The organism is Legionella birminghamensis, from assembly GCF_900452515.1.
GTDB classification, from domain to species: Bacteria; Pseudomonadota; Gammaproteobacteria; order Legionellales; family Legionellaceae; genus Legionella_C; species Legionella_C birminghamensis.
On the sequence record NZ_UGNW01000001.1, the window covers coordinates 387,660 to 410,964 of the forward strand.

Consider the following 23,305-nt stretch of genomic DNA (forward strand, 5'->3'; position numbering starts at 1 on the left):
TTAGAATCATTGGAAGCTTTCATGGCTTTATTCTTAGATATAGACACTTCAGACATCTCAGGACTAACTTGAACAATCAGCAATTCAAATTCTGGTGTGAAAACTATTTCACATCGGAGAACCGTGTCTCTCAGGCACTTGTTATGGGCATCGTAAATGTCACTCCGGATTCCTTCTCGGATGGAGGCCAATACAATGAGTTGCCCAAAGCGCTGGCTCATGCACTGCGGCTGGTTGACGAAGGCGCAGACATTATTGATGTGGGCGGTGAGTCAGTCAGGCCTGGTGCCATGCCGGTCAGCGAGCAAGAGGAACTGGATCGGGTTATACCCTTTATCGAAAGATTACGACAGGAAAGTGATATTTGTATATCGATTGATACCACTAAACCTGCGGTAATGAAAGAAGCAATCAATGCCGGCGCCGGACTGATTAATGACATTTCTGCGCTGCAGGAAGATAAAGCCTTATCAGTTGCCGCATCAACGGATTGTGCGATCTGCCTGATGCATATGCAGGGAACACCCAATACGATGCAGGATAATCCGCATTATGGAGACGTAATCGATGAGATTAATGAGTTTCTGAAACAGCGAATTGAGGCATGCGTGGCTGCAGGTATAAAACGCGAAAGGCTAATTGTTGATCCAGGTTTTGGTTTTGGCAAAAAAGTGGAACATAATTTGCAGCTTACTAATCAGCTAAGCCGTTTTTCAATACACCAAAGGCCTATACTTTTAGGTGTATCCCGGAAAACAACAATTGGAAAAGTCTTAAATAAGAACATTGACGAAAGGCTTATTGGCGGTTTGGTGTTAACCACCATTGCTATGGAACAGGGTTTGGGCATCATCCGCACCCATGACGTAGCAGATACAAAGCAGGTGGTAACGATGATGCAGGCAGTCAATAAATCCTGGAGCGATACTAACAAAATGGGGGCATAAGATGGATCAACGAAAATATTTTGGAACGGACGGGATCCGTGGACAGGTTGGTTTATCAAATGTAAATCCGGAGTTCGTTCTTAAGCTTGGCTGGGCGGTAGGCCGCGTATTGGCCAATGGGCATCGTAAGCATGTATTAATAGGAAAAGACACAAGAATTTCCGGGTATATGCTGGAGTCTGCCTTAGAGGCGGGGCTGGCGGCAGCTGGCGTAGATATAAGCCTGGTGGGCCCCATGCCTACCCCCGCGGTGGCGTATCTGACGCAGACATTACGCGCCAATGCCGGGATTGTAATTAGCGCTTCACACAATTTATTTGAAGATAATGGCATTAAGTTTTTTGCAGCCGATGGAAGCAAGTTGCCAGATTCAATGGAGCTTGCGATAGAGAGAGAATTGGAGAAGCCGCTATTGACAGTTAGTTCTGTCAAACTTGGAAAAGCCAAGCGAATCAGTGACGCTCAGGGGCGTTATATTGAATTTTGTAAGGCGACGATACCCTCCCTAACCCGACTCTCTGGTTTAAAAATTGTAGTAGATTGCGCTAACGGTGCAACATATTATGTAGCCCCAAATGTGTTTGCGGAGCTGGGTGCTCATGTCACTTCTATGGGTGATAAACCGGATGGGTTTAACATCAATGAAAACTGCGGCTCGACTGCGCCTGAAGCATTGCGCCAAAAGGTTCTTAAAACGGGCGCAGACATTGGTATTGCCTTGGATGGTGACGGCGACCGTCTCATATTGATCGATGCAAAAGGGAATATTGTTAATGGTGACCAGGTATTATATATCATTACTAAAGACAGATTTCAGCGCGGTATTCTTCATGGGGGTGTTGTCGGTACTTTGATGAGCAATTATGGTTTGGAAAAAGCAATTGCCAACATGAATATTCCCTTCCTCAGAACAAAAGTAGGGGACCGTTATGTTCTGGAAACTCTAAAAGAAAAGGATTGGCGTATCGGCGGTGAGTCTTCAGGCCATATTGTCTGTCTGGATAAAACGACAACGGGTGATGGAATTATTGCTGCCCTGCAGGTTTTGGCATGTATGGTGAAACAGGAAAAGACGCTTGCCGAGCTGACAGAAGGCTTGACTTTACTACCACAGACGTTAATTAATATTAAAACCGAGCACGCTGCAAAATTACTCGAAGATCAAAGAGTACAGGCTTCAGTGCGGGCACTGTCTGAAAAGCTGGGGAATGAAGGACGCGTTTTATTACGCCCATCGGGTACAGAACCTCTGTTACGTGTAATGGTGGAAGGTTTGAATCAGGATGAGGTGATTGTTCAGGCTGAGCACCTAAGAGACAATATTGTTACCATTGAGCAGACATTGCACTGATTGAGATGAGCCCGGTGTGGGCACCGGGCTGCCTGAATGTCTCTTCATACTTTTGCCAGAAACGCAGACTCAAAATCTTCCTGTATACAATGTACAGTCGCCGTGCGCTTATAAAAAATACTTTGCTCAAAACTTGATGGCGTTTTTGAAAAGAAGTTCCAGACTGCCGTACTTGCTTGTGCGGCCCACTGCGATAATATCCAGAATCCCCGATGCTCATAAAGGCTTTTATAACGGGGGTCACTCAGGCAGGCTTTGATATTCGCAGTGCTGATACCCTCAGTCTGTTTTTGCAATTGATGAGCGAGATCGGCTAGAAGCCTTGCTTCGCGTAAGTATTTTCGATTCGTCAAGCTTTCAATTTGCCTGTTTAAAAAAGCATGCAATTTTCCAGTTTCCTCTAAATCAGGATTGACAGCGGGTTTGAATGCCAACAGATTGCGCCACTGTTGCTGAGGGTTGGGGCATAGTAATTTGTAATGATACAGTGTTGCATGCGGCATTTGGGCCTGCGGCTCATTGAGCTCGAATAGAATATCTTTCAATAATTGATACATTTGCAGTTTGGTTGCTTCATTAACCCGCTGACTTTGAAGGCACATGTACAATTCAACATACCATTCATTTAGATCGATAGATAATTGTCCAAGTTTTTGGATAATCATGCTGTTCCAGTATTGTAAGCGTGTGATGTGAGAATCCATTGTATCTGCGCGGCGAATACGTGCCTCGGCTATCGCTTCATCTAAAGTCTCTTTTGATGTATCACGATGCTCATTTACTGGCTTAAGGGTTGTTTGCAAAAGCTTTAATTCAATTATAATTTTGGCCGAATACTCATCCATTTTCTTTGTATCTACGGGTCTTTTTTTTAACCTCAGCAACTGAGTTTCCAACTGCAACAACTGATTTAAAGTTTTGGATTGCAAACTTGCGCTATCAAGTAACTGGTTATGAATTTGATTCTGCTGTGCGTAAAGCGAGAGAAGATTTTGGCATTTGCTTATTAATCCTGCCAATGTACCCAATCTGTTCTGCCTCTGTTCCGATTCTTTCTTCAAAACGCTGAACTCTTCTGGAGAAGGTTGAGGCTGCGGCGTGAAACCAGGGTGCCGTTCGAGATCCTGCATCGCTTTTTTGGCATCTGCAAATTGCGTAAGCAGCTGATGAGTTTGTGCGTATTTTTGATGGGCTTTCTGAACCAAAGGTATAATATCAGTCAAATCGACTAACAGAGAAACGGAAGAAACCGGCTCTCTTGCTTTATATCTCGGGATAAAGTCTCGGATTGAGTTGATAATCATGTTTATTTCGTCAGATGAAATATCGGCATGGCCGGTTTCAGGCCATTTTTGCGCATCACTGACAAGAAGCGTTCTTGTCGCATCGATCATTTTATTTAATTCTATTAACTGGCAGTCCAATTTAAATTTTTCGTTGAGTGATTCAAGATATTCCAACTCTTCAATTTCTCGGTTTAATTCCTCCTGATGGTTCGGATTAGTGAAATAAGAAAACAATGCACCAGGCCAATAAGAGTTTAATTGATCGATTTTTTTCCTTCTTTCCTGCAGTAAGCTTTCTTTATCGGCAATCATTGAATAAAGCGTATTTAACTCATCAACATTCTCCAGTTCACAGCTTAGAATTGACTCCGACAAATTAACTATTTGCTGTTTGGCTTCTTTAATCATTTTGGTGAGGTTAGAAATCTCAGCACTGATTGAGTTTTTTGAAATGATATTGGACAAGAGGCTGCGATGACTTAGCAGACTATGGAGGATTGAATTTAGACGTCTTGATTCTTTCAAAGAGATCCCTGATAAATGCATTATATGTTTCATGTCAGTGGATGGTGTAATAAGCATGTCTAATTCTTTCAGCTTTTGAGTGGATTCATTTTGCTGATTCAGCTTTTCCCCCATTAAAACCTGATAATTCTGACCTAATAATTGCTGATATTCCTCTTTTAGTAACAGCATGAACTGCCTGATCAATTGATCTTCCGCCGTAACAGTCATTTGTGAACGCCCTCGGTAGCTGTCATAGGCGTTTGAGAGTTCGGGGTAAAGAGTTGCAATTTTTTCCTGCACGCGGTGATGGGCTTTCTTCAGATCATCCATTTTGGATTCAGCCGATAATTTTATGTCGTTTAATTCTTTAATTCTAAGCGGCAGAAGTTGCTCATCTGACAAGGCTGTTTTGAGTGCAACCAGCTTTAAATAAGCATCATAGATTTTCTGAATGATGCGCCATTGTACTCTTGTTTCAGAATCAATTTCGAATTTTGCCTGAAATAACTCCTGATGGGTTTGAAATAATTTACCAGCTTCTGCAATATTAACTGGATGCTCCAGCATGGAAAGCTGTCTGGCCAGCTCATTAATACGTCCCTTCATACTGTCCTCCCTGAACAAAGCATCATAATGAAAAGAATTAGAACAAATTTAATGAAATTTGAGAACAATAGCCAGTACTTTTTCAAAATTCGCCCATTAATGAAATCAGCGTTCTTAACAAGAATGCAAAATAAGCTAGAAAATGCTTTGCTTAACATACTGGTCTGAGGTATAGTCGCCAAATTAGATTCGAGGTTAGCATGCGAAAAAAGATTGTTGCTGGCAATTGGAAGATGAATGGTCAAATTGATCAGGTCAGATCCCTCTTGCACGCCATAGTGCAAGGCTTACCAGAAAATTTGACAGTTGACTGTGTAATCATGCCTGCAATGCTGCATCTGCCACTGGCAAGTGAAATATTAAGGCAGACCCCCGTGTTCCTTGGCGCACAAAATTTGTACCCTAAGGACTATGGAGCTTACACAGGCGAAATTTCTGCACCCATGGTGAAAGAATACAACTGTCGTTATGCAATGGTGGGGCATTCAGAGAGAAGACGTTTTTTTTCTGAGAGCGAAAATTTTGTCGCAGATAAATTCCACCATGTTAAAGAACATGATATGATACCAATTCTTTGTGTGGGCGAGACCCTGACTGAGCGTGAGCAAGGTTTAACGGAGCAAGTAGTTGCCAGGCAAATACGAGCTGTCGCTAACAAAGAAGGTTGTTTTAAAAATTGTGTAATTGCATATGAGCCTGTATGGGCCATAGGAACAGGTGTTCCGCCTTCACCCGAAGAGGTTCAGGCAGTCCACCAGTTTATTAGAGAGTTGGTCGCTGAATACGATAGCGAAGCTGCAGCACTTGTCACAATAGCCTATGGCGGAAGTGTGAATGACAAGAACGCAGCCGCATTATTTGGCATGTCTGATGTGGATGGCGTTTTGGCGGGTGGTGCATCGCTTAATGCACAACAGTTTGTGGAAATTGTTAAATGTATCAACTAATTTTAATGATTCATGTACTTGTTGCGATTGCCTTAATCGGTCTGGTATTAATCCAGCACGGGAAAGGGGCGGACATTGGTGCGGCATTTGGTTCAGGCGCATCAAATACGGTGTTTGGTAGCCAAGGTACTGGTGGTTTCCTTTTTCGGTTCACCGGCGGTTTGGCAATAGCTTTTTTTATAACTAGCTTGACTTTGTCTTATATTGTTTCGATGCAATACCAAAAGGCAGGGCAACAGGCTATACCTCAGCAGACCAGCGTACCGGAAAGCAAAATTCCAGTGCCGGTTGATAGCAGTACAAACGGAAAACAATAAAACTAACATGCCGAAGTGGTGGAATTGGTAGACACGCCGTCTTGAGGGGGCGGTGGCGTAAGCCGTGCCGGTTCGAGTCCGGCCTTCGGCACCATTTATCCAAGCGATCAGATGATGCTATCACAATATTTACCTATACTTGTTTTTATCATAATTGGTTTGATTCTGGGTGGAGCAATGATAACCGGCGGTTCGCTGTTATCAAAGAGTAATCCAAATTCTGCCAAAAATTCACCTTATGAGTGCGGCTTTGATGCCTTTGAAAGTTCTCATATCCCTTTTGATGTCAGATTCTATCTGGTTGCTATACTATTTATTATCTTTGATTTGGAAACTGCGTTTTTCTTCCCCTGGGCTTTGGTTTTACGCAAGATAGGCTGGTTCGGGTTTTTCTCGATGGCGATCTTTCTAGGGCTCTTGGTTATTGGCTTTATTTATGAGTGGAAGCGTGGTGCGCTAGAATGGGAATAATAATTCCTTCACAGCATACAAATCCAGTATCTTTAGTTAGGAATAACAATAATCGTTCATTGTAAAAATGAACGCTTGGCTGCTTATATCCATACTTATTCAGAGGCTTATATATGGCTGCTGCAGAATTGCAAAAAAGTGGTTTCATTACAACCAGCGTTGATAAATTATTAGGTTGGGCGCGAAGCGGCTCGATGTGGCCTATGACTTTTGGTCTGGCTTGCTGCGCCGTTGAAATGATGCACGTGGGTGCTGCCCGTTATGATCTGGATCGCTTCGGGATTATTTTCAGACCCAGTCCGCGTCAATCAGATGTCATGATTGTTGCAGGCACTTTATGTAATAAGATGGCTCCTGCCCTGCGTAAAGTTTACGATCAGATGCCAGAGCCGCGCTGGGTGATCTCAATGGGTTCCTGTGCAAATGGAGGAGGATATTATCATTATTCTTATTCCGTAGTCAGAGGTTGCGATCGCATAGTACCCGTCGATGTTTATGTACCTGGTTGCCCTCCAACAGCAGAGGCACTTCTTTATGGCATTATTCAATTACAGAATAAGATAAGACATAAAACAATTATTGAAGCTTAAGAGCAGGTAGATAGCAAATGACAAAATTAACCGGCTTGATTGAACTCTTTGAAAAAGAACTGAATGGTATTACAGAGTCAATTTCCCTGGCCTACGATGAAATAACTATAGAATGTCAGGCAGCACATGTTCGTAAAGTGCTGAACCAATTAAAAAATTATGAAGAATTTTTGTTCGATGAGTTAATCGATGTCTGTGGCGTTGATTATCTGGATTATGGACGTTATGACTGGGAAACAGAAGCAGCCACTGAAAAGGGGTTTTCGCGTGCGGTAGAGCCGCAGGAAGAGCGTGTTTGTGTGTGGGCCAAGCCTCGTTTTGCAGTTGTTTATCATCTATTGTCCACTATTCATAACCATCGAGTTCGAGTAAAGGTATTTCTTGAAGAGAATCACTTAATCATTCCTTCAGTACATGATTTATGGAAGGGAGCAAACTGGTTTGAAAGAGAAACGTATGACCTGTATGGCATTTTGTTCGAAAATCATCCTGACCTGCGACGCATACTGACAGACTATGGTTTTATCGGCCATCCATTCAGAAAAGATTTTCCGGTAAGCGGCCATGTTGAAATGCGTTACGATGCCCAATTGGAAAAAGTTATTTATGAACCCGTGGATATTGAACCACGGGTCATAATACCTAAAGTAATACGCGAGGATAATCGATACATTGATACTGCGGGGATAAGTCATCATGATTGAGCTTAAGAACTATACTCTGAATTTTGGTCCCCAACATCCTGCAGCACACGGCGTGTTGCGTCTAGTCATGGAACTGGAAGGGGAGACTATTGTAAGAGCGGATCCGCATATCGGGTTACTGCATCGTGCAACCGAAAAGCTTGCTGAAACCAAGCCCTATTTACAGAATGTAGGCTATATGGATCGGCTTGATTATGTATCGATGATGTGCAATGAGCATGCCTACGTTATGGCTATTGAGAAACTGCTGGGAATTGAAATTCCCATTCGAGCACAATATATCCGGACAATGTTTGATGAAGTCACCCGTATTCTAAATCATTTATTATGGTTAGGCGCTGTTGCCCTGGATATCGGAGCAATGACTGTCTTTCTCTATTGCTTTCGTGAACGGGAAGATCTGTTTGATTGCTACGAAGCTGTATCGGGCGCCAGAATGCATGCCAAGTATTATCGCCCAGGCGGTGTGGCCAGAGATCTTCCTGAAAGCATGCCTAAATACAAACCCTCACGCTGGCATAATGAACGCGAAGTAGAAAAAATGAACCACAATAGAGAGGGCAGTTTGCTCGATTTCCTGTGGAGTTTCACTGAGCGCTTCCCAAAATGCGTTGATGAATATGAGACACTGTTGACTGACAACCGTATCTGGAAACAGCGAACGGTTGATATCGGACAGTTCTCTGCCGAACAGGCATTGCAATGGGGGTTCACAGGTCCTATGCTTCGCGCTTCCGGTGTCGCCTGGGACTTGCGAAAAAAACAACCCTATGCCGCTTATGATAAAGTTGAGTTTGATGTCCCGGTAGGGAAGACAGGTGATTGCTATGATCGATATCTGGTGAGGGTAGAAGAACTGCGTCAATCAAACCGTATCGTAAGGCAGTGTATTGAATGGTTAAGAGCTAATCCTGGACCTGTCCGTGTGAATGATTATAAAGTGACTCCTCCACGTAGAGAGGTTATGAAGCACGATATGGAGGCTTTAATCCACCATTTTAAATTGTTTACAGAGGGTTTTTGCTTGCCTGCGGGTGAAGTATACTCCGCTGTGGAAGCCCCGAAAGGTGAGTTTGGCATTTATTTAGTGTCTGATGGAGCAAATAAACCGTACCGACTAAAAATCAGAGCGCCTGGATTTGCACACTTGTCCAGCTATGATGAAATGGTCAGAGGGTATATGCTGGCAGATGGCGTTGCCATTTTGGCAAGCCAGGACATCGTTTTTGGCGAAATTGATCGATAGCAATCTTGAGTTTACACACGCTTTCTTGCGAAAGAGTGGGACTCTTTGAAATATAGTTAAGGCTAGTTAGTATGTCTGAAAATTCAGGTAAGTTGTTATGTCAACTGGTTACATCAAAGCGAATTGATGAAATTGACCAATGGATAAAAAAATATCCTGCTGACCAAAAACAATCGGCTGTGATGAGCGCTCTGCGGATTGTTCAGGAAGAACATCATTTCCTGACACCAGAGTTGATGGACGCTGTTGCCGATTATCTTGAGATGCCGTCGATTGCAGTCTATGAGGTTGCAACTTTCTACTCTATGTATGAGCATAAACCGCTGGGTAAACATCTTATAAATGTATGCACGAATATCTCGTGCAAATTGCGTGGTTCAGCAGAAGTAGTTGAGTATCTTGAGTCCAGACTTGGCATCAAGCTGGGCGCGACAACAGATGATAAACGCTTTACTTTACGTTCAGTTGAATGCCTTGGGGCTTGTGTGAATGCACCGATGATGCAAATTGGCAAAACTTATCACGAAGACCTGACTACTGAGAAAATTGATCAAATTTTGGAACAATACCAATGAAAGATAGAGGTAGTTGTCATGGTTGAACAAAATCTAGTCTGTTACCGTACATTTCACTTAGACAAACCCTGGACCTTAAAGGCATATGAAAGTATAGGTGGTTATAGTGTATGGAAGCGTATTTTGGCTGAAAAAACTCCGCCTCAGCAGATCATTGATGAGTTGAAAACCTCAGCCTTGCGTGGTCGCGGTGGTGCTGGTTTCCCAACCGGACTCAAGTGGAGTTTCATGAACCGCAATGCGCCTGTGCAAAAATATGTTGTTTGCAATTCGGATGAAGGGGAACCAGGAACTTGTAAGGACCGGGAAATCCTAAGCTTGAATCCCCATCAGTTAATTGAAGGGATGGCTATTGCCGGTTACGTTATGGGTGCCACGGTAGGGTATAATTACATTCGTGGTGAATTCTGGCTGCCTTATGAGCGTACAGAGCATGCATTGCTCGAGGCTTATGAAGCGGGTTTGCTGGGCAAGAATATATTAAACAGCGGCGTGGATTTTGATTTGTACAATCATTTGGGCGCCGGTGCATATATCTGCGGTGAGGAAACAGCCCTGCTAAACTCCATTGAGGGCAAAAAGGGTATGCCTCGATTTAAGCCGCCATTTCCTGCAAATTATGGCTTATATGGAAAGCCGACAACGATTAATAATACGGAAACCTTTGCCTCTGTGCCGGTGATACTGGAAAAGGGCGGCGAATGGTTCCTAAAGCTGGGCAAGCCTAATAATGGCGGGACAAAGTGCTTTAGCGTCAGTGGTCACGTCAATCGACCCGGTAACTTTGAAATTCCTTTGGGTACACCTTTTAAAACATTACTTGAACTGGCTGGCGGAGTAGTCATGGATCGCAAAGTCAAAGCGGTCATCCCCGGCGGAACTTCTATGAAAGTACTGCCTGGTGAAGTCATGATGGGACTGGACATGGATTACGACAGCATTCAGAAAGCCGGCTCAGGCCTTGGCTCCGGGGCTGTAATTATCATGGACGAAACAACTTGCATGGTTGATGCACTCTATCGTATTTCCGAATTTTATATGGATGAATCCTGCGGGCAATGCACACCTTGCCGTGAAGGTACAGGCTGGTTGGTCAGACTCATCCACCGCATTCGCCATGGCCATGGAGAGCCGGGCGATATTGAAAAGTTGGCTAATGTTGCAGATAAAATTGAAGGACGTACTATTTGTGCTCTTGGTGAGGCGGCAGCATGGCCTGTCCAAAGTTTTGTAAAACACTTTTATCATGAATTTGATTATTTCATTAAGCACAAACGCTCGATCGTCGCAGCATAATTGAAAAGGTTTAAACAATGGCAACCATTGAAATTGACGGAAAAACTCTTGAAGCCGATAACGGCAAGATGATTATTGAAGTGGCAGATGAAGCCGGTATCTATATTCCGCGATTCTGCTATCACAAAAAGTTATCAGTTGCTGCCAATTGCAGAATGTGTCTGGTTGAGGTTGAAAATGGCCGAAAACCGGTACCAGCATGCGCCACGCCTATAACCAACGGAATGAAAGTATTTACCAAATCCGAAGAGGCCTTACGTTCACAACAGGCGGTGATGGAGTTTCTGCTTATCAATCATCCTTTGGATTGTCCTATCTGCGACCAGGGGGGAGAGTGTGAGCTGCAAGATGTTTCCATGGGCTTTGGACACGATTCTTCGGAATACCGCGAAGAAAAACGCTCCGTAGATGATGATAATCTTGGCCCGCTCATTGCCACAGAAATGACACGCTGCATCCATTGTACGCGCTGCGTACGGTTCGGAGAAGAAGTAGCAGGATTGCGTGAACTGGGCGCCACAGGCCGTGGAGAAAAAACTCAAATTGGCACCTATATCCAGCACAGCATCACTTCCGAAGTTTCAGGAAATGTTATCGATCTATGTCCTGTAGGGGCATTAACATCAAAGCCCTATCGGTTCACGGCGCGTCCCTGGGAAATGGATCAGTATGAAACTATCGCCCCGCATGATTGTCTGGGCTCCAACGTTTATGTGCATGTTCGCCGCAATCAGTTAATGCGCGCAGTGCCCAGAGAAAATGAAAGTATTAATGAAACCTGGCTTTCTGATCGTGATCGATACAGCTACTTGGGCTTAACTAGTCCCAACCGACTGGCTCAACCCTTGATTAAGCGTAACCGTCAATGGGAAGAGACCGATTGGGAGACTGCGTTAAAATTTGCAGCTGAAGGAATTAGCAAACTCATTAAGCAGCATGGACCGGAACAGTTTGCTGCCTTCTCTTCCGCTTCAAATACCCTGGAAGAATTATATCTTCTGCAAAAGATGATGCGGGAGTTAGGTGTACATAATCTCGACTATCGCCTGCAGCAATCTGATTTCCGTGATCAGCATTATTTACCGACGCAAAAAGTAAATAGCCTCCGCTATCATGAAATTGAAAATGCGCAGAATATCTTGCTGGTCGGCTGCAATATTGATCGTGAAATCCCTCTTGCAGGCCTGCGTGTGCGCAAAGCATTTCGCAATAATGCCAGAATATACAGCATCAATGCGGTTGATTATGATTTTCGTTTTGAACTGGCTGCCAGGAGCATCGTATCACCACAGGAAATTCCAATGCAGCTGGCCAAATTAATTAAGCTGTTAATGGGTGACTTGCCCAATCTGTCTGCCGAAATCCAACGTCTGATTTTAGGACTTGAGCCTGAGCACAGTTTGAAGGAAATAGCCACAGGATTAAGTGAGGGTAACTCGGTTATACTGTTAGGTGCAATTAGTGAAAATCATCCTGAAGCAAGCCTTATCAGGACATTAGTTCATATAATTGAAACACATACTTCGATAAAGGTTATCTGGTTCTCGACCGGAGCTAATGCAGCAGGCGCAAGGCTGGCCGGTATGCTGCCAGACCGAACTGTTGCTGGAAAACGTGTTGAGCCTACAGGACTCGATGTTCATTCTGCACTCGAACATAAGTTAAAAGGTTATTTGCTGCATGCAGTAGAACCTGGATTTGATTTTGCCAATCCATACCGGGCCAGACAGTCCATGCTCGGTGCAGAGTTCGTAGTGATGCTTTCTGCATTTGATAATGAGTCAATGCGTGATTATTGCAACGTTATTCTTCCTGTTGCACCTTATGCAGAAACTTCAGGAACCTATATCAACGTTGATCACCACTGGCAAACAGTGCAGGGCGCATATGCTCCCTTTGGCGAGGCACGCCCAGCATGGAAGGTATTGCGTGTGTTAGCAAATCTGTTGCATTGCAAAGATTTTATGTATACCTCTTCAGAGGAAGTATTACAAGAGATTAAACATCTGACTGCAATGATGCACCAGGATGAGTACCATCCTTATTACCCAGAATCGTTGCCGGTTGCTGATCAGCATTTGACTCGTGTCGGGGAATGGCCGCTCTATCGAAATGATCAGATTGTTCGAAATGCAGAAGCATTACAAACATGTGCGGCTGCCGAGTCTGCTTGTATAAAGATTAATCCAATTACAGCCAGTCGACTAAAATTAGATGAATTTGCTACTGTTTCTCAAGGAGATATTGAGATAACATTGCCGCTTAAACGCGATGAGAGAGTAGCACCCGATGTAGTTTGGGTAGCGAATGCAATGCCGGAGACAGTTGATCTCGGACATTCATTTTCTGCAATCACTATTAAGCGCTAGACAGGTATAAAAATGCTTCATGATATAGGCATATTGCTGTGGATTGTAATTAAAATCCTGATTATTGTTATTCCCCTTTTAATTGCTGTCGCATATTTAACTTATGCGGAGCGTAAGGTCATTGGATATATTCAGATCCGCGTTGGTCCGAACCGTGTTGGATTTAAAGGGCTGCTTCAGCCTTTTGCTGATCTATTCAAGCTGATTACCAAGGAAATAATTGTACCAACCAAATCAAACAAGTATTTGTTTGTGATTGCACCCTTATTTGCTTTAGTGCCTGCCTTGGCGGGTTGGGCGGTTGTTCCCTTCTCGGAAGGTATGGTTCTCGCCAATATAAACGCAGGTGTATTGTATCTTTTCGCGATGAGCTCGCTTGGGGTTTATGGTGTATTAATTGCCGGCTGGGCGTCTAATTCCAAGTATGCCATGTTTGGCGCATTGCGAAGCACCGCCCAAACAGTTTCCTATGAAATTGCAATGGGATTTGCCCTGGTAGGTGTGTTGCTTGCTTCCAACAGCATGAACATTACTGATATCGTCAATTCTCAGCAGGGCGGTATTTATCATTGGTGGTTTATACCTCTATTACCGCTTTTCCTGGTGTTTTGGATTGCCGGTATCGCCGAAACGAATCGTGCTCCATTTGACCTGGCCGAAGGAGAATCAGAGATCGTAGCTGGCTTTCACGTAGAATATTCTGGTATTGGCTTTGCCTTGTTCTTCTTGTCAGAATATGCCAGTATGATTCTGATTTCGACCGCCATTACATTATTCTTCCTGGGTGGCTGGCTTTCTCCCTTTGAAGGAATGCCTGTACTTGAGAATATATTTTTAATTGTTCCCGGTTTTGTTTGGCTGCTTCTGAAGATTTCCTTTTTCCTGTTTGTATATTTGTGGGTCAGGGCAACATTCCCTCGATATCGTTATGATCAATTGATGCGATTGGGCTGGAAGGTTCTGATCCCAGTAACAATTGTGTGGGTAGTGGTTACTGCGTTAATGGTGGTAGCCCAAGTTAAACCCTGGTTTTAATCGTACAGAGCAGAAGCTAATGAAAAAAGCATATCAATATTTAAAACACTACATCCGCAGTTTTCTGCTTTTGGAGTTGCTCTCCGGTTTGAAGCTGACTGGTAAATATTTTTTCAAGAAAAAATTTACCGTGCAATTTCCCGAAGAAGTGACGCCGATTTCGCCACGCTTTCGCGGGATGTTAGCGCTGCGACGCTATCCAAATGGCGAAGAGCGCTGCATTGCCTGCAAATTATGTGAAGCTGTCTGCCCTGCCTCGGCTATTACCATCGAATCCGAGCCAAGAGAAGACGGTTCACGCAGAACAACTCGTTATGATATCGACGCCTTCAAGTGCATCTATTGTGGCCTATGCGAAGAATCATGCCCTGTTGATTCGATCGTGCTAACCCCGATTCAACATTGGCATGTCGCTGAACGCGGTCAGAATATATTAACGAAAGAAAAATTGTTGGCAGTAGGCGACCTGATGGAAAAACGCCTTGCTGCAGATCGTGAACAAGACAAAGATTTCCGATAACGAGGCGCTTTATGCATAACTTAATAGTACCAGTTACTTTTTATGTGTTTGCTGCAATTGCAGTTTTATCCGCATTGATGGTAATTACGCAGAATAACCCAGTCCGTTGTGTGCTTTTTCTTGTTCTTACATTCTTTGCGAGTGCCGTATTATGGATTTTGCTATCAGCAGAGTTCCTGGCCCTGATTTTGGTTTTGGTTTACGTTGGTGCTGTCATGACATTATTCCTGTTTGTTGTCATGATGCTTAACATTGATATCGAGTCCATGCGATCACATTTTATACGCTATATGCCTTTTGGATTAATTATCGTGGCTTTGCTTGTAGGTTTGCTGCTGGTTGCAGTACCAGATGCCTGGTATAAAAACAGTGTAGAACAGACACCGGTGGTGAGTACGAGCAGTGCGACTTACAGTGATGGTGAAGATACGCCTGCTGTTGTTGCTAAACCGTCAAATACGGAAGTTATCGGTATGGCATTATTTACTGATTATGTTTTTGCATTTGAGATTGCAGCGGTACTGCTGCTTGTAGCCATTATTTCTGCAATTACTTTGGCTCATCGAGGAGCCGTCCGATCCAAGCGTCAGGATATCACAAAGCAGATCATGACACGTAAGCAGGATCGGGTGAGCATCATTTCAATGAAAACAGAAAAATAACTGGGAATTGTCCATGGTACCAATTAATCATTACCTCATTCTAAGTGCAATCCTTTTTGGGCTTAGTCTTGTAGGAATTATGCTGAATCGCAAAAATTTGATCCTCTTGTTAGTTTGTATAGAGCTTATGTTGTTGGCTGTAAATACCAATTTCATTGCATTTTCACATTATTATGGCGGCATTGCAGGGCAGGTATTCGTATTTTTTATTCTTACTGTTGCAGCTGCTGAGGCCGCAATTGGTTTGGCGATCGTGATGTTACTTTACCGCAACAGAGGTAACATTGATGTTGATAAGATGAATCATTTAAAAGGTTAAAATTGTGAATATTATTCAGCTATGTCTAATAATTGTACTGGCGCCGCTGATCGGAAGTCTTGTGGCCGGTCTGTTCCGCAATCAGATAGGTCGAGTAGGTGCACATACAGTAACTATAGCCGGCGTGGGGCTTTCATTTATATTGTCTGTAATTGTTGCAACACAGATTCTCAGCGGTGCTGCCGAAATACAAAATGTCAATTTGTATACCTGGGCTAGTGGTGGCGCCTTATTTCCTTATGCGTTTCACATTGGTTTTCTGATTGACCCCCTCACGTCTGTCATGCTGGTTGTGGTCACATTCGTATCCTTGCTTGTACATATTTATTCTATTGGCTACATGGCTGATGACGATGGCTACCAGCGCTTTTTCAGCTATATCTCACTGTTTACATTTATGATGCTAATGCTGGTTACTGGAAATAATTTCCTGCAACTCTTTTTTGGATGGGAGGGCGTAGGTCTCGTTTCGTACTTGCTTATCGGTTTCTGGTATCAAAAAGAGTCTGCTATTGAGGGGAGTTTAAAAGCCTTTCTGGTCAACCGGGTCGGCGATTTTGGTTTTGTATTGGGGATTGGAATGATCCTGGCCTATTCTGGCTCACTTGACTACGAAACCATTTTCGCCGGAGCAAAAGCCCTATCTACACAGACTATACAACTGTATACGGGACACGACTGGTCCGTATTAACCGTTAGCTGTTTGCTCCTGTTTGTCGGGGCTATGGGTAAATCGGCACAAGTCCCTTTGCATGTGTGGCTTCCTGAATCAATGGAGGGTCCAACACCCATTTCCGCATTAATTCATGCGGCAACAATGGTTACGGCAGGTGTCTTTATGGTCGCCCGTATTTCTCCTTTAATAGAGTATTCGACTACCACCTTAACAGTGGTTACTGTAATTGGTGCGACAGGCGCACTGTTTACAGGAATTCTCGCGATAGTAATGAATGATATCAAGCGCGTGGTTGCCTATTCAACTTTATCGCAGCTAGGATACATGATGGTTGCTATGGGAGTATCTTCTTATAGCGCCGGGATTTTTCATTTGCTAACCCATGCATGTTTCAAGGCCCTGTTATTCCTGGGAGCTGGTTCTGTAATAATTGCAATGCACCATGAGCAGGACATGAGAAACATGGGAGGCTTATGGAAAAAAATGCCAATTACTTATGTCACGTTTGTTATTGGTAGTCTTGCATTATGTGCGATTCCGCCTTTTGCTGGATTCTTCTCCAAAGATACAATTATCGAAGCTGCCAAGCTTTCTGAAATTCCTGGAAGCGGCTATGCCTACTTCTGTGTCAGCCTTGGGGCAATGGTGACTGCACTTTATACATTCCGTGCTTTGTTTATGACTTTCCACGGAAAGCCACGTATGGATAAGCACACGGAAGAGCATGTCCATGAATCCCCATGGGTTGTCTGGCTGCCGTTGGTAATTCTGGCCATCCCATCTGTAATTATTGGTTACATCCTGTATATGCCGATGCTTTTTGATACCCCCAGTCTACTGGCTCGCTCCTTGTTTGTATTGCCAGAGCATAATGTAATGGCCGAACTAGCTAAAGAAGTGCACTCTCCCGCATTATCCGCTTTAGAAGCGCCAATGACTCTTACATTCTGGTTAACAGTTGCAGGGATTATCCTTGCTTGGGTGTGCTATATTGCGCTGCCTGGTATTCCCGCCAAAATTGCGCATACCTTTAGATGGCTTTATAAGGTCTTGTTAAATAAATATGGCTTTGATGCATTTAATGATCTGGTTATTGTTCGCGGAAGTAAGGCATTAGGCCGGTTCTTTTACAACACTGGCGATCAAAAGCTCATTGATGGATTAATTGTCAATGGAACTGGTCATACAGTTCGCTGGTTTGCTCAGAAAGGACGAGCTTTCCAAAGTGGTTACCTTTACCATTATGCTGCAGTTATGGTACTGGGTCTTTTTATTTTCTTATGCTGGCTGCTATTAGGCTAATTATAAGGTGAAGGTATGTATCATTTGCTGAATTTATTGATCTGGTTACCCATTGTTGGCGGTATATTTGTATTTCTCACTGGAGATGATAACAATCCTAATACTGCACGCTATGTGTCCTTATTCACTGTGCTGCTGACGCTGTTAATGTGTATTCCATTAATAAGCGGATTTGACCCAAACACATACAGCATGCAGTACGTTGAGGAAATCGTCTGGTTGCCCTCGTTAGGAATCAATTACAGTCTGGGAGTCGACGGCTTATCGGTGCTGTTGATCGTATTAAGCATATTCACTAATTTAATCGTTATTCTGGCGACATGGGAGAGCATCCACAAACGTGTATCGCAATACATGTCGGCATTTCTGATTATGCAGGGTCTGCTGGTCGGTGTTTTTGCCGCGACAGATGCTATTGTCTTTTACATTTTTTGGGAAGCTACACTTATCCCGATGTATCTGATTATTGGAATCTGGGGTTCGGATAACCGCGTTTATGCCGCCATTAAATTTTTCCTGTATACCTTTCTAGGTTCAGTCTTAATGCTCGCTGCCTTTTTATATATGGGCTATACCGTTGGTTCGTTCAGAATTGAGACATTTTATGCGATCCGATTGGGTATGACTGCGCAGACATTAATCTTTATTGCTTTCTTTCTTGGATTCGCAATTAAAATCCCAATGTTTCCGGTGCATACCTGGTTGCCTGACGCACATACTGAAGCGCCGGCCGGCGGCTCAATAGTGCTTGCTGCAATCTTGCTAAAACTCGGGGCTTACGGATTTATCCGCTTTGCATTGCCGATTGTCCCAGATGCGTGCAGGCACTATGCACCACTAATGATCGCGCTATCGTTGATCGCTGTTGTCTATGTGGGTCTGGTTGCCATTATCCAAAAAGACATGAAACGCCTTATTGCCTATTCATCAATTTCGCATATGGGTTTTGTAACTTTAGGCTGTTTTACAATTTTTACTATTGCAGAACGTTCTGGCCTGAGTAATGCAGGGCTGGTGCTCGAGGGAGCTATTGTGGTCATGATCTCTCATGCCTTTGTTTCCAGTGGCATGTTTGCCGGAGTAGGCTACCTTTATGATCGAATGCATACCCGAAAGGTCAGCGATTTTGGCGGTATAGTCAATACAATGCCTGTTTTTGCCTCCTTTTTTATGCTGTTTGCCATGGCCAATGCAGGTCTGCCAGGAACATCCGGATTTGTTGGCGAGTTTATGGTAATTCTAGGTAGTATTAAAGCGGGTTTCTGGGTTGCATTCTGGGCGGCCATGACTCTAATCATTGGAGCTGCCTATACACTGTGGATGTATAAGCGCGTCATTTTTGGCAAAATTGCCAATGAGAAGGTCGCCGCTTTGAAAGATCTTTCCATTTATGAAACCAGCGCCTACGTTCTATTGGCAATAATGGTCATACTAATGGGAATTTATCCAAAGCCAGTCCTTGATTATGTTCATCAGTCTGTTAGCTATACATTAGCGCAGGCTGACAAATCAAAATTATAAAATGCAGGGTTAATAAACATGATGCCTTTACTTGACAATCTACATGTCGCAATACCAGAAATAATCATACTAATAACAGCTTTACTGGCACTGCTGGGCGATCTGTTTTTCAAGGAAAAAATAAGGAATCTGGCTTATGGCATTAGCCTCGCTGGTTTGGTGCTTGCCGGTATTGTCTGCTATTTCCTTTTAGGGAATTTTAAAATTGTTATTCTGGGTGGACTTTTTATCAGCGATGATGTAGCTGCCTTAATGAAAATATTTATTCTGCTAAGCGTTTTCCTTGGTTTTGCTTATTCAGAAAGATACATCGATGAGCGTCAAATGCCTGCCGGTGATTATTATGTATTGGGTCTCTTTTCTTGCCTCGGCATGATGATACTTGTGTCGGCACACTCACTACTGACGGTATATCTTGGCCTGGAGTTATTATCCTTGCCGCTATATGCAATGACTGCGATTCGCCGTACCAACAGCGATGCTTCGGAAGCTGCTATGAAGTATTTTGTAATGGGTGCAATAGCCTCTGGAATGCTGCTCTACGGGATGTCACTGGTATATGGCGCTACCGGGAAGCTTGATTTGCTGGATATTGCCAATGCAATTGCTGTCAACTGGCAGGAGCAAGGGAGTTTATTAAGCTTTGCACTGGTGTTCATTGTAGCTGGTTTTGCCTTCAAGCTTGCTGCAGTACCTTTTCATATGTGGGCGCCTGATGTTTATCAGGGAGCGCCAACATCAGTTACTCTTTTTATCAGCACTGCACCAAAAATTGCGGCCATTGGTATGACATTCAGATTATTGACACTTGGTCTGGTTGATTTGGCAGCGGACTGGCAGCAGTTGCTTCTTGTGATTACTTTACTCTCAACGGGTATCGGTAATTTACTGGCCGTCGTTCAAACCAATTTGAAGCGCTTACTGGCCTATTCTGCAATTTCTCATGCGGGCTATGCATTGTTTGGAATTCTGGCGGGCGATGCAGCTGGTTATTCTGCGGCGTTGTTTTATGTCCTAATGTATTCAATTATGACCGTGGCTGCATTTGGATTAATTCTTCTGCTCTCTCGAAGCGGTGTTGAAATTGAACAGATTAGCGATCTAAGGGGGCTAAATAAACGTAATCCCTGGATGGCTTTTATGATGCTGATAGTAATGTTCTCCATGGCGGGCGTGCCGCCAACAGTTGGCTTTTTCACGAAACTGTTAGTGCTTAAGGCCCTGGTTGATGTGCATTTAACCTGGGTTGCTGTTTTCGGTTTAATGTTTGCCGTAATTGGTGCTTACTACTACATCCGTATCGTGAAAGTAATGTATTTTGATGAGATGGAGGAAACATCTCCTATTCGATTATCGGCACCGGCTACTTTTTTGTATTCTGCCAATTGCCTCACTTTGCTAGCACTCGGTTTATTCCCTACTGGATTATTAACTGCCTGTGTTAATGCTTTTTCAGGATGATGCAAGCCTAATGAAACCTTGATGAGCATTGCTTATCAAGGTTTTTCTGTTTACGCTATTTCTTATTTAATTCACCTTTTAGCAACCATTTAATATTCTACTAATAGTTGCGCTAGTATTTGTGCTGCAGAAAATTCTTATCTCAAGCTGCTCCTTAATAAACAGTTGTAAATATTCGTCAATAATGGAAGAAAGTACTTGCACAGTTAATAAATGCTGCGTATACTTGGTTCAGTTGATGCGGGGTGGAGCAGCCTGGTAGCTCGTCGGGCTCATAACCCGAAGGTCGTAGGTTCAAATCCTGCCCCCGCTACCACTATTAAAAGCCCCATTTATGGGGTTTTTTATTATGTAAAAAACGGATCTCATTTATCGACATCCCTTATAAAAGTTTTCATATAAGCAAAAGGAAATGTCAAATCATTGATGCATGGGTAATTGGAGTATATGAGATAACACTCCAACGTCAATATACACTCTTAAAGCCGAGAGGTGACTATTTCCTACTATTCTGAATCAAGGCTGAAAGCCATCATTTCGTTATAAGCTTTTAGCAATGTCAGATTACTGATTAAAGCGAAGGAAGAGAGCAATCCCTGAAAACAATGATTTAAATTAAACTGAAGTTATCTATGATAAAAAATGATATAGAAAGTTTGTTATACCCGATTGTGAGTGAGCTAGGATATCAATTATGGGCCTGTGAGTACCTACCACAGGGCAAGCATTCCCTGCTAAGAGTTTACATAGACAGGCCCGAAGGAATAGGGTTATCGGACTGCGAACTGGTTAGCAAGCAGGTTAGTGCATTACTTGACGTTGAAGATCCAATACCCGGAAATTACAGCCTTGAAGTTTCATCTCCTGGCATACCACGCCCATTGTTCCATAAAGAACATTATCTGATGTATGTAGGGCATGAAGTATATGTGAAACTTAGAAAAGCGATTGATGGAAAGCGAAAAAAAATAGACGCTATTATTGAAAGCGTTCAGGAACATTCTGTAGTTCTTAAAGTGGAAGACGAACATCTGGAAATACCATTTTCCGATATTATAAAAGCTAATTTGATAGGCGAGTGAGGCAGGCATGAGTAAAGAATTGTTATTAGTGGCAGAGGCATTATCCAACGAAAAAGGGGTAACTAAAGATGTCGTGTTGTTAGCCATTCAGGCAGCTCTTGAATCAGCTACTCGAAAACTTTCGGGACACGATATGGGTGTACGCGTCAAGCTTGATCCTAAAACAGGCGAGTACGAAACCTACCGGTACTGGGATGTTGTTGCTGATGATGAACTCGAAAATCCAGCGGCACAAATTGCCTTATCTGCTGCAAAAGAGCGCTCACCATCTATCGAAATCGGCGATAAAATTGAAGAGCCGATGCCTTCCATTGAATTTGGGCGTATTGCCGCTCAGACAGCACGTCAGGTTATCATGCAGAAAGTGCGTGAAGCAGAGCGTCAGCAAATTGTTGAGCAGTTTCGCGCCAAGCATGGCCAATTGGTTTATGGTACAGTCAAAAAGGTAACTCGAGACAATATCATTATAGACTTGGGCGGAAAAGCAGAAGCATTTATGCCGCGCCAGGAAATGCTGCCAAATGAAATGTTCAGGCCCAACGATAGAGTGCGTGCATATCTTTATGAGATTACCCCGCAATCCAGAGGTCCCCAATTATTCGTTAGCCGCATTCGAAATGAAATGCTTATCGAATTATTTCGAATAGAAGTGCCAGAAATTGGCGAAAATGTGATAGAAGTCAAAGCAGCTGCCCGAGAACCGGGTATTCGGGCAAAGATTGCTGTGAAGACAAATGATGGTCGTATTGATCCTGTCGGCGCCTGTGTGGGCATGCGTGGTGCACGGGTTCAGGCTGTGTCCAGCGAACTGGGCGGTGAGCGTGTTGATATTATCCTCTGGGATGACAATCCGGCTCAGCTAGTCATTAATGCAATGGCGCCAGCTGATATTTCGTCTATCATTGTTGATGAAGATAGTCACACAATGGATTTGGCGGTACAAAAGGAACAATTGTCACAGGCTATTGGACGCAATGGGCAAAACGTAAGACTGGCCAGTCAGCTCACAGGCTGGACCTTAAACGTGATGACGGTTGATGAGTTCAATGCCAAAACACAGGAAGAGTCTACCAAGATAGTTCATTTGTTCACCTCGTCTTTGGACATTGATGAAGAAATAGCCAGCCTTCTCGTTGCTAATGGTTTCTCATCCCTGGAAGAAGTTGCATACGTTCCCAAGGAAGAGTTAATGAGCATTGAAGAATTTGATGAGGAAATTGTAGACGAGTTAAGGAACCGGGCTAACGATACATTGCTTGCCCAGGCGCTTTCCTCTGGCCAGGACTTAAAAGATACACAAAATGATGACTCCCTGCTGGAAATGGAAGGAATGACAACCGAAATTGCGGAGGCACTGAATAAAAGAGGAATATTAACAATGGACGATCTGGCAGAGCAATCTGTTGATGAGCTGCTGGACATTGAAGGTATGACTGAGAAGAAGGCTGCAGCCTTAATAATGAAAGCACGTGAGCCCTGGTTTAGCTAATAAGAAGCTTGCAACCGGGAAGATAT

21 protein-coding genes and 2 tRNA genes are annotated in these 23,305 nt (G+C 43.5%); 22 read left to right on the forward strand and 1 reads right to left on the reverse strand.

The window, feature by feature from the left end; genetic code table 11:
• Positions 1–143: 143 nt before the first annotated feature.
• A complete protein-coding gene (gene folP, locus DYH42_RS01650) occupies positions 144–947 on the forward strand; it encodes a dihydropteroate synthase (protein ID WP_115316905.1) in 804 nt (267 codons plus the stop codon).
• Between the two features lies 1 nt (position 948).
• On the forward strand, positions 949–2,298 hold the full coding sequence (gene glmM, locus DYH42_RS01655) for a phosphoglucosamine mutase (protein WP_058523298.1): 1,350 nt from the start codon (positions 949–951) through the stop codon (positions 2,296–2,298).
• A 44-nt stretch (positions 2,299–2,342) separates the two neighbouring features.
• Here the strand turns inward: glmM and DYH42_RS01660 are convergent, their stop codons facing one another.
• The gene (locus DYH42_RS01660; RefSeq protein WP_058523299.1) at positions 2,343–4,697 is read right to left on the reverse strand and encodes a hypothetical protein; all 2,355 of its coding nucleotides are present in this window, start codon (positions 4,695–4,697) and stop codon (positions 2,343–2,345) included.
• 200 nt (positions 4,698–4,897) lie between these two features.
• Here DYH42_RS01660 and tpiA point away from each other — a divergent pair, with 200 nt between their 5' ends.
• The 20 genes from tpiA to nusA all read left to right on the forward strand — a co-directional run bounded on the left by tpiA (position 4,898) and on the right by nusA (position 23,279).
• Positions 4,898–5,644, forward strand: a complete 747-nt coding sequence (tpiA, locus tag DYH42_RS01665; RefSeq protein ID WP_058523300.1) for a triose-phosphate isomerase — start codon at positions 4,898–4,900, stop codon at positions 5,642–5,644.
• Entirely contained in the window at positions 5,632–5,961 is a 330-nt protein-coding gene (secG, locus tag DYH42_RS01670) for a preprotein translocase subunit SecG (protein ID WP_058523301.1), read from the forward strand. Before tpiA ends, secG begins: the two co-directional genes overlap by 13 nt.
• A 9-nt stretch (positions 5,962–5,970) precedes the next feature.
• Positions 5,971–6,055: transfer RNA gene (locus DYH42_RS01675), tRNA-Leu, on the forward strand.
• 20 nt (positions 6,056–6,075) lie between these two features.
• Complete coding sequence (locus DYH42_RS01680) at positions 6,076–6,432, forward strand: NADH-quinone oxidoreductase subunit A (protein WP_058523433.1); 357 nt, start codon at positions 6,076–6,078, stop codon at positions 6,430–6,432.
• Positions 6,433–6,545: 113 nt separating this feature from the next.
• On the forward strand, positions 6,546–7,022 hold the full coding sequence (locus tag DYH42_RS01685) for a NuoB/complex I 20 kDa subunit family protein (protein WP_058523302.1): 477 nt from the start codon (positions 6,546–6,548) through the stop codon (positions 7,020–7,022).
• 17 nt (positions 7,023–7,039) lie between these two features.
• Entirely contained in the window at positions 7,040–7,726 is a 687-nt protein-coding gene (locus DYH42_RS01690) for an NADH-quinone oxidoreductase subunit C (RefSeq protein WP_058523303.1), read from the forward strand.
• Complete coding sequence (locus DYH42_RS01695; RefSeq protein WP_058523304.1) at positions 7,719–8,972, forward strand: NADH-quinone oxidoreductase subunit D; 1,254 nt, start codon at positions 7,719–7,721, stop codon at positions 8,970–8,972. The genes DYH42_RS01690 and DYH42_RS01695 overlap by 8 nt, the downstream gene beginning before the upstream one ends.
• A gap of 71 nt (positions 8,973–9,043) precedes the next feature.
• Entirely contained in the window at positions 9,044–9,547 is a 504-nt protein-coding gene (gene nuoE, locus DYH42_RS01700; RefSeq protein WP_058523305.1) for an NADH-quinone oxidoreductase subunit NuoE, read from the forward strand.
• An 18-nt stretch (positions 9,548–9,565) separates the two neighbouring features.
• On the forward strand, positions 9,566–10,843 hold the full coding sequence (gene nuoF, locus DYH42_RS01705; protein ID WP_058523306.1) for an NADH-quinone oxidoreductase subunit NuoF: 1,278 nt from the start codon (positions 9,566–9,568) through the stop codon (positions 10,841–10,843).
• Between the two features lie 17 nt (positions 10,844–10,860).
• Entirely contained in the window at positions 10,861–13,212 is a 2,352-nt protein-coding gene (gene nuoG / locus DYH42_RS01710; protein ID WP_058523307.1) for an NADH-quinone oxidoreductase subunit NuoG, read from the forward strand.
• A 12-nt stretch (positions 13,213–13,224) separates the two neighbouring features.
• On the forward strand, positions 13,225–14,247 hold the full coding sequence (nuoH, locus tag DYH42_RS01715; RefSeq protein ID WP_058523308.1) for an NADH-quinone oxidoreductase subunit NuoH: 1,023 nt from the start codon (positions 13,225–13,227) through the stop codon (positions 14,245–14,247).
• A gap of 19 nt (positions 14,248–14,266) precedes the next feature.
• Positions 14,267–14,767 (forward strand): NADH-quinone oxidoreductase subunit NuoI, encoded by a 501-nt coding sequence (nuoI, locus tag DYH42_RS01720; protein WP_058523309.1) that lies wholly within the window; start codon positions 14,267–14,269, stop codon positions 14,765–14,767.
• A gap of 11 nt (positions 14,768–14,778) precedes the next feature.
• A complete protein-coding gene (locus DYH42_RS01725) occupies positions 14,779–15,429 on the forward strand; it encodes an NADH-quinone oxidoreductase subunit J (RefSeq protein ID WP_058523310.1) in 651 nt (216 codons plus the stop codon).
• A gap of 13 nt (positions 15,430–15,442) precedes the next feature.
• Positions 15,443–15,748 (forward strand): NADH-quinone oxidoreductase subunit NuoK, encoded by a 306-nt coding sequence (nuoK, locus tag DYH42_RS01730; RefSeq protein ID WP_058523311.1) that lies wholly within the window; start codon positions 15,443–15,445, stop codon positions 15,746–15,748.
• Positions 15,749–15,752: 4 nt separating this feature from the next.
• Entirely contained in the window at positions 15,753–17,726 is a 1,974-nt protein-coding gene (gene nuoL, locus DYH42_RS01735) for an NADH-quinone oxidoreductase subunit L (protein ID WP_058523312.1), read from the forward strand.
• Between the two features lie 15 nt (positions 17,727–17,741).
• Positions 17,742–19,247, forward strand: coding sequence for an NADH-quinone oxidoreductase subunit M (locus DYH42_RS01740; protein ID WP_058523313.1), 1,506 nt, complete (start codon positions 17,742–17,744; stop codon positions 19,245–19,247).
• Between the two features lie 18 nt (positions 19,248–19,265).
• Positions 19,266–20,708 (forward strand): NADH-quinone oxidoreductase subunit NuoN, encoded by a 1,443-nt coding sequence (nuoN, locus tag DYH42_RS01745; protein ID WP_058523314.1) that lies wholly within the window; start codon positions 19,266–19,268, stop codon positions 20,706–20,708.
• A 239-nt stretch (positions 20,709–20,947) separates the two neighbouring features.
• Positions 20,948–21,024: transfer RNA gene (locus tag DYH42_RS01750), tRNA-Met, on the forward strand.
• Between the two features lie 316 nt (positions 21,025–21,340).
• On the forward strand, positions 21,341–21,790 hold the full coding sequence (gene rimP, locus DYH42_RS01755; RefSeq protein WP_058523315.1) for a ribosome maturation factor RimP: 450 nt from the start codon (positions 21,341–21,343) through the stop codon (positions 21,788–21,790).
• Positions 21,791–21,797: 7 nt separating this feature from the next.
• On the forward strand, positions 21,798–23,279 hold the full coding sequence (gene nusA, locus DYH42_RS01760) for a transcription termination factor NusA (RefSeq protein WP_058523316.1): 1,482 nt from the start codon (positions 21,798–21,800) through the stop codon (positions 23,277–23,279).
• Positions 23,280–23,305 lie beyond the last annotated feature (26 nt).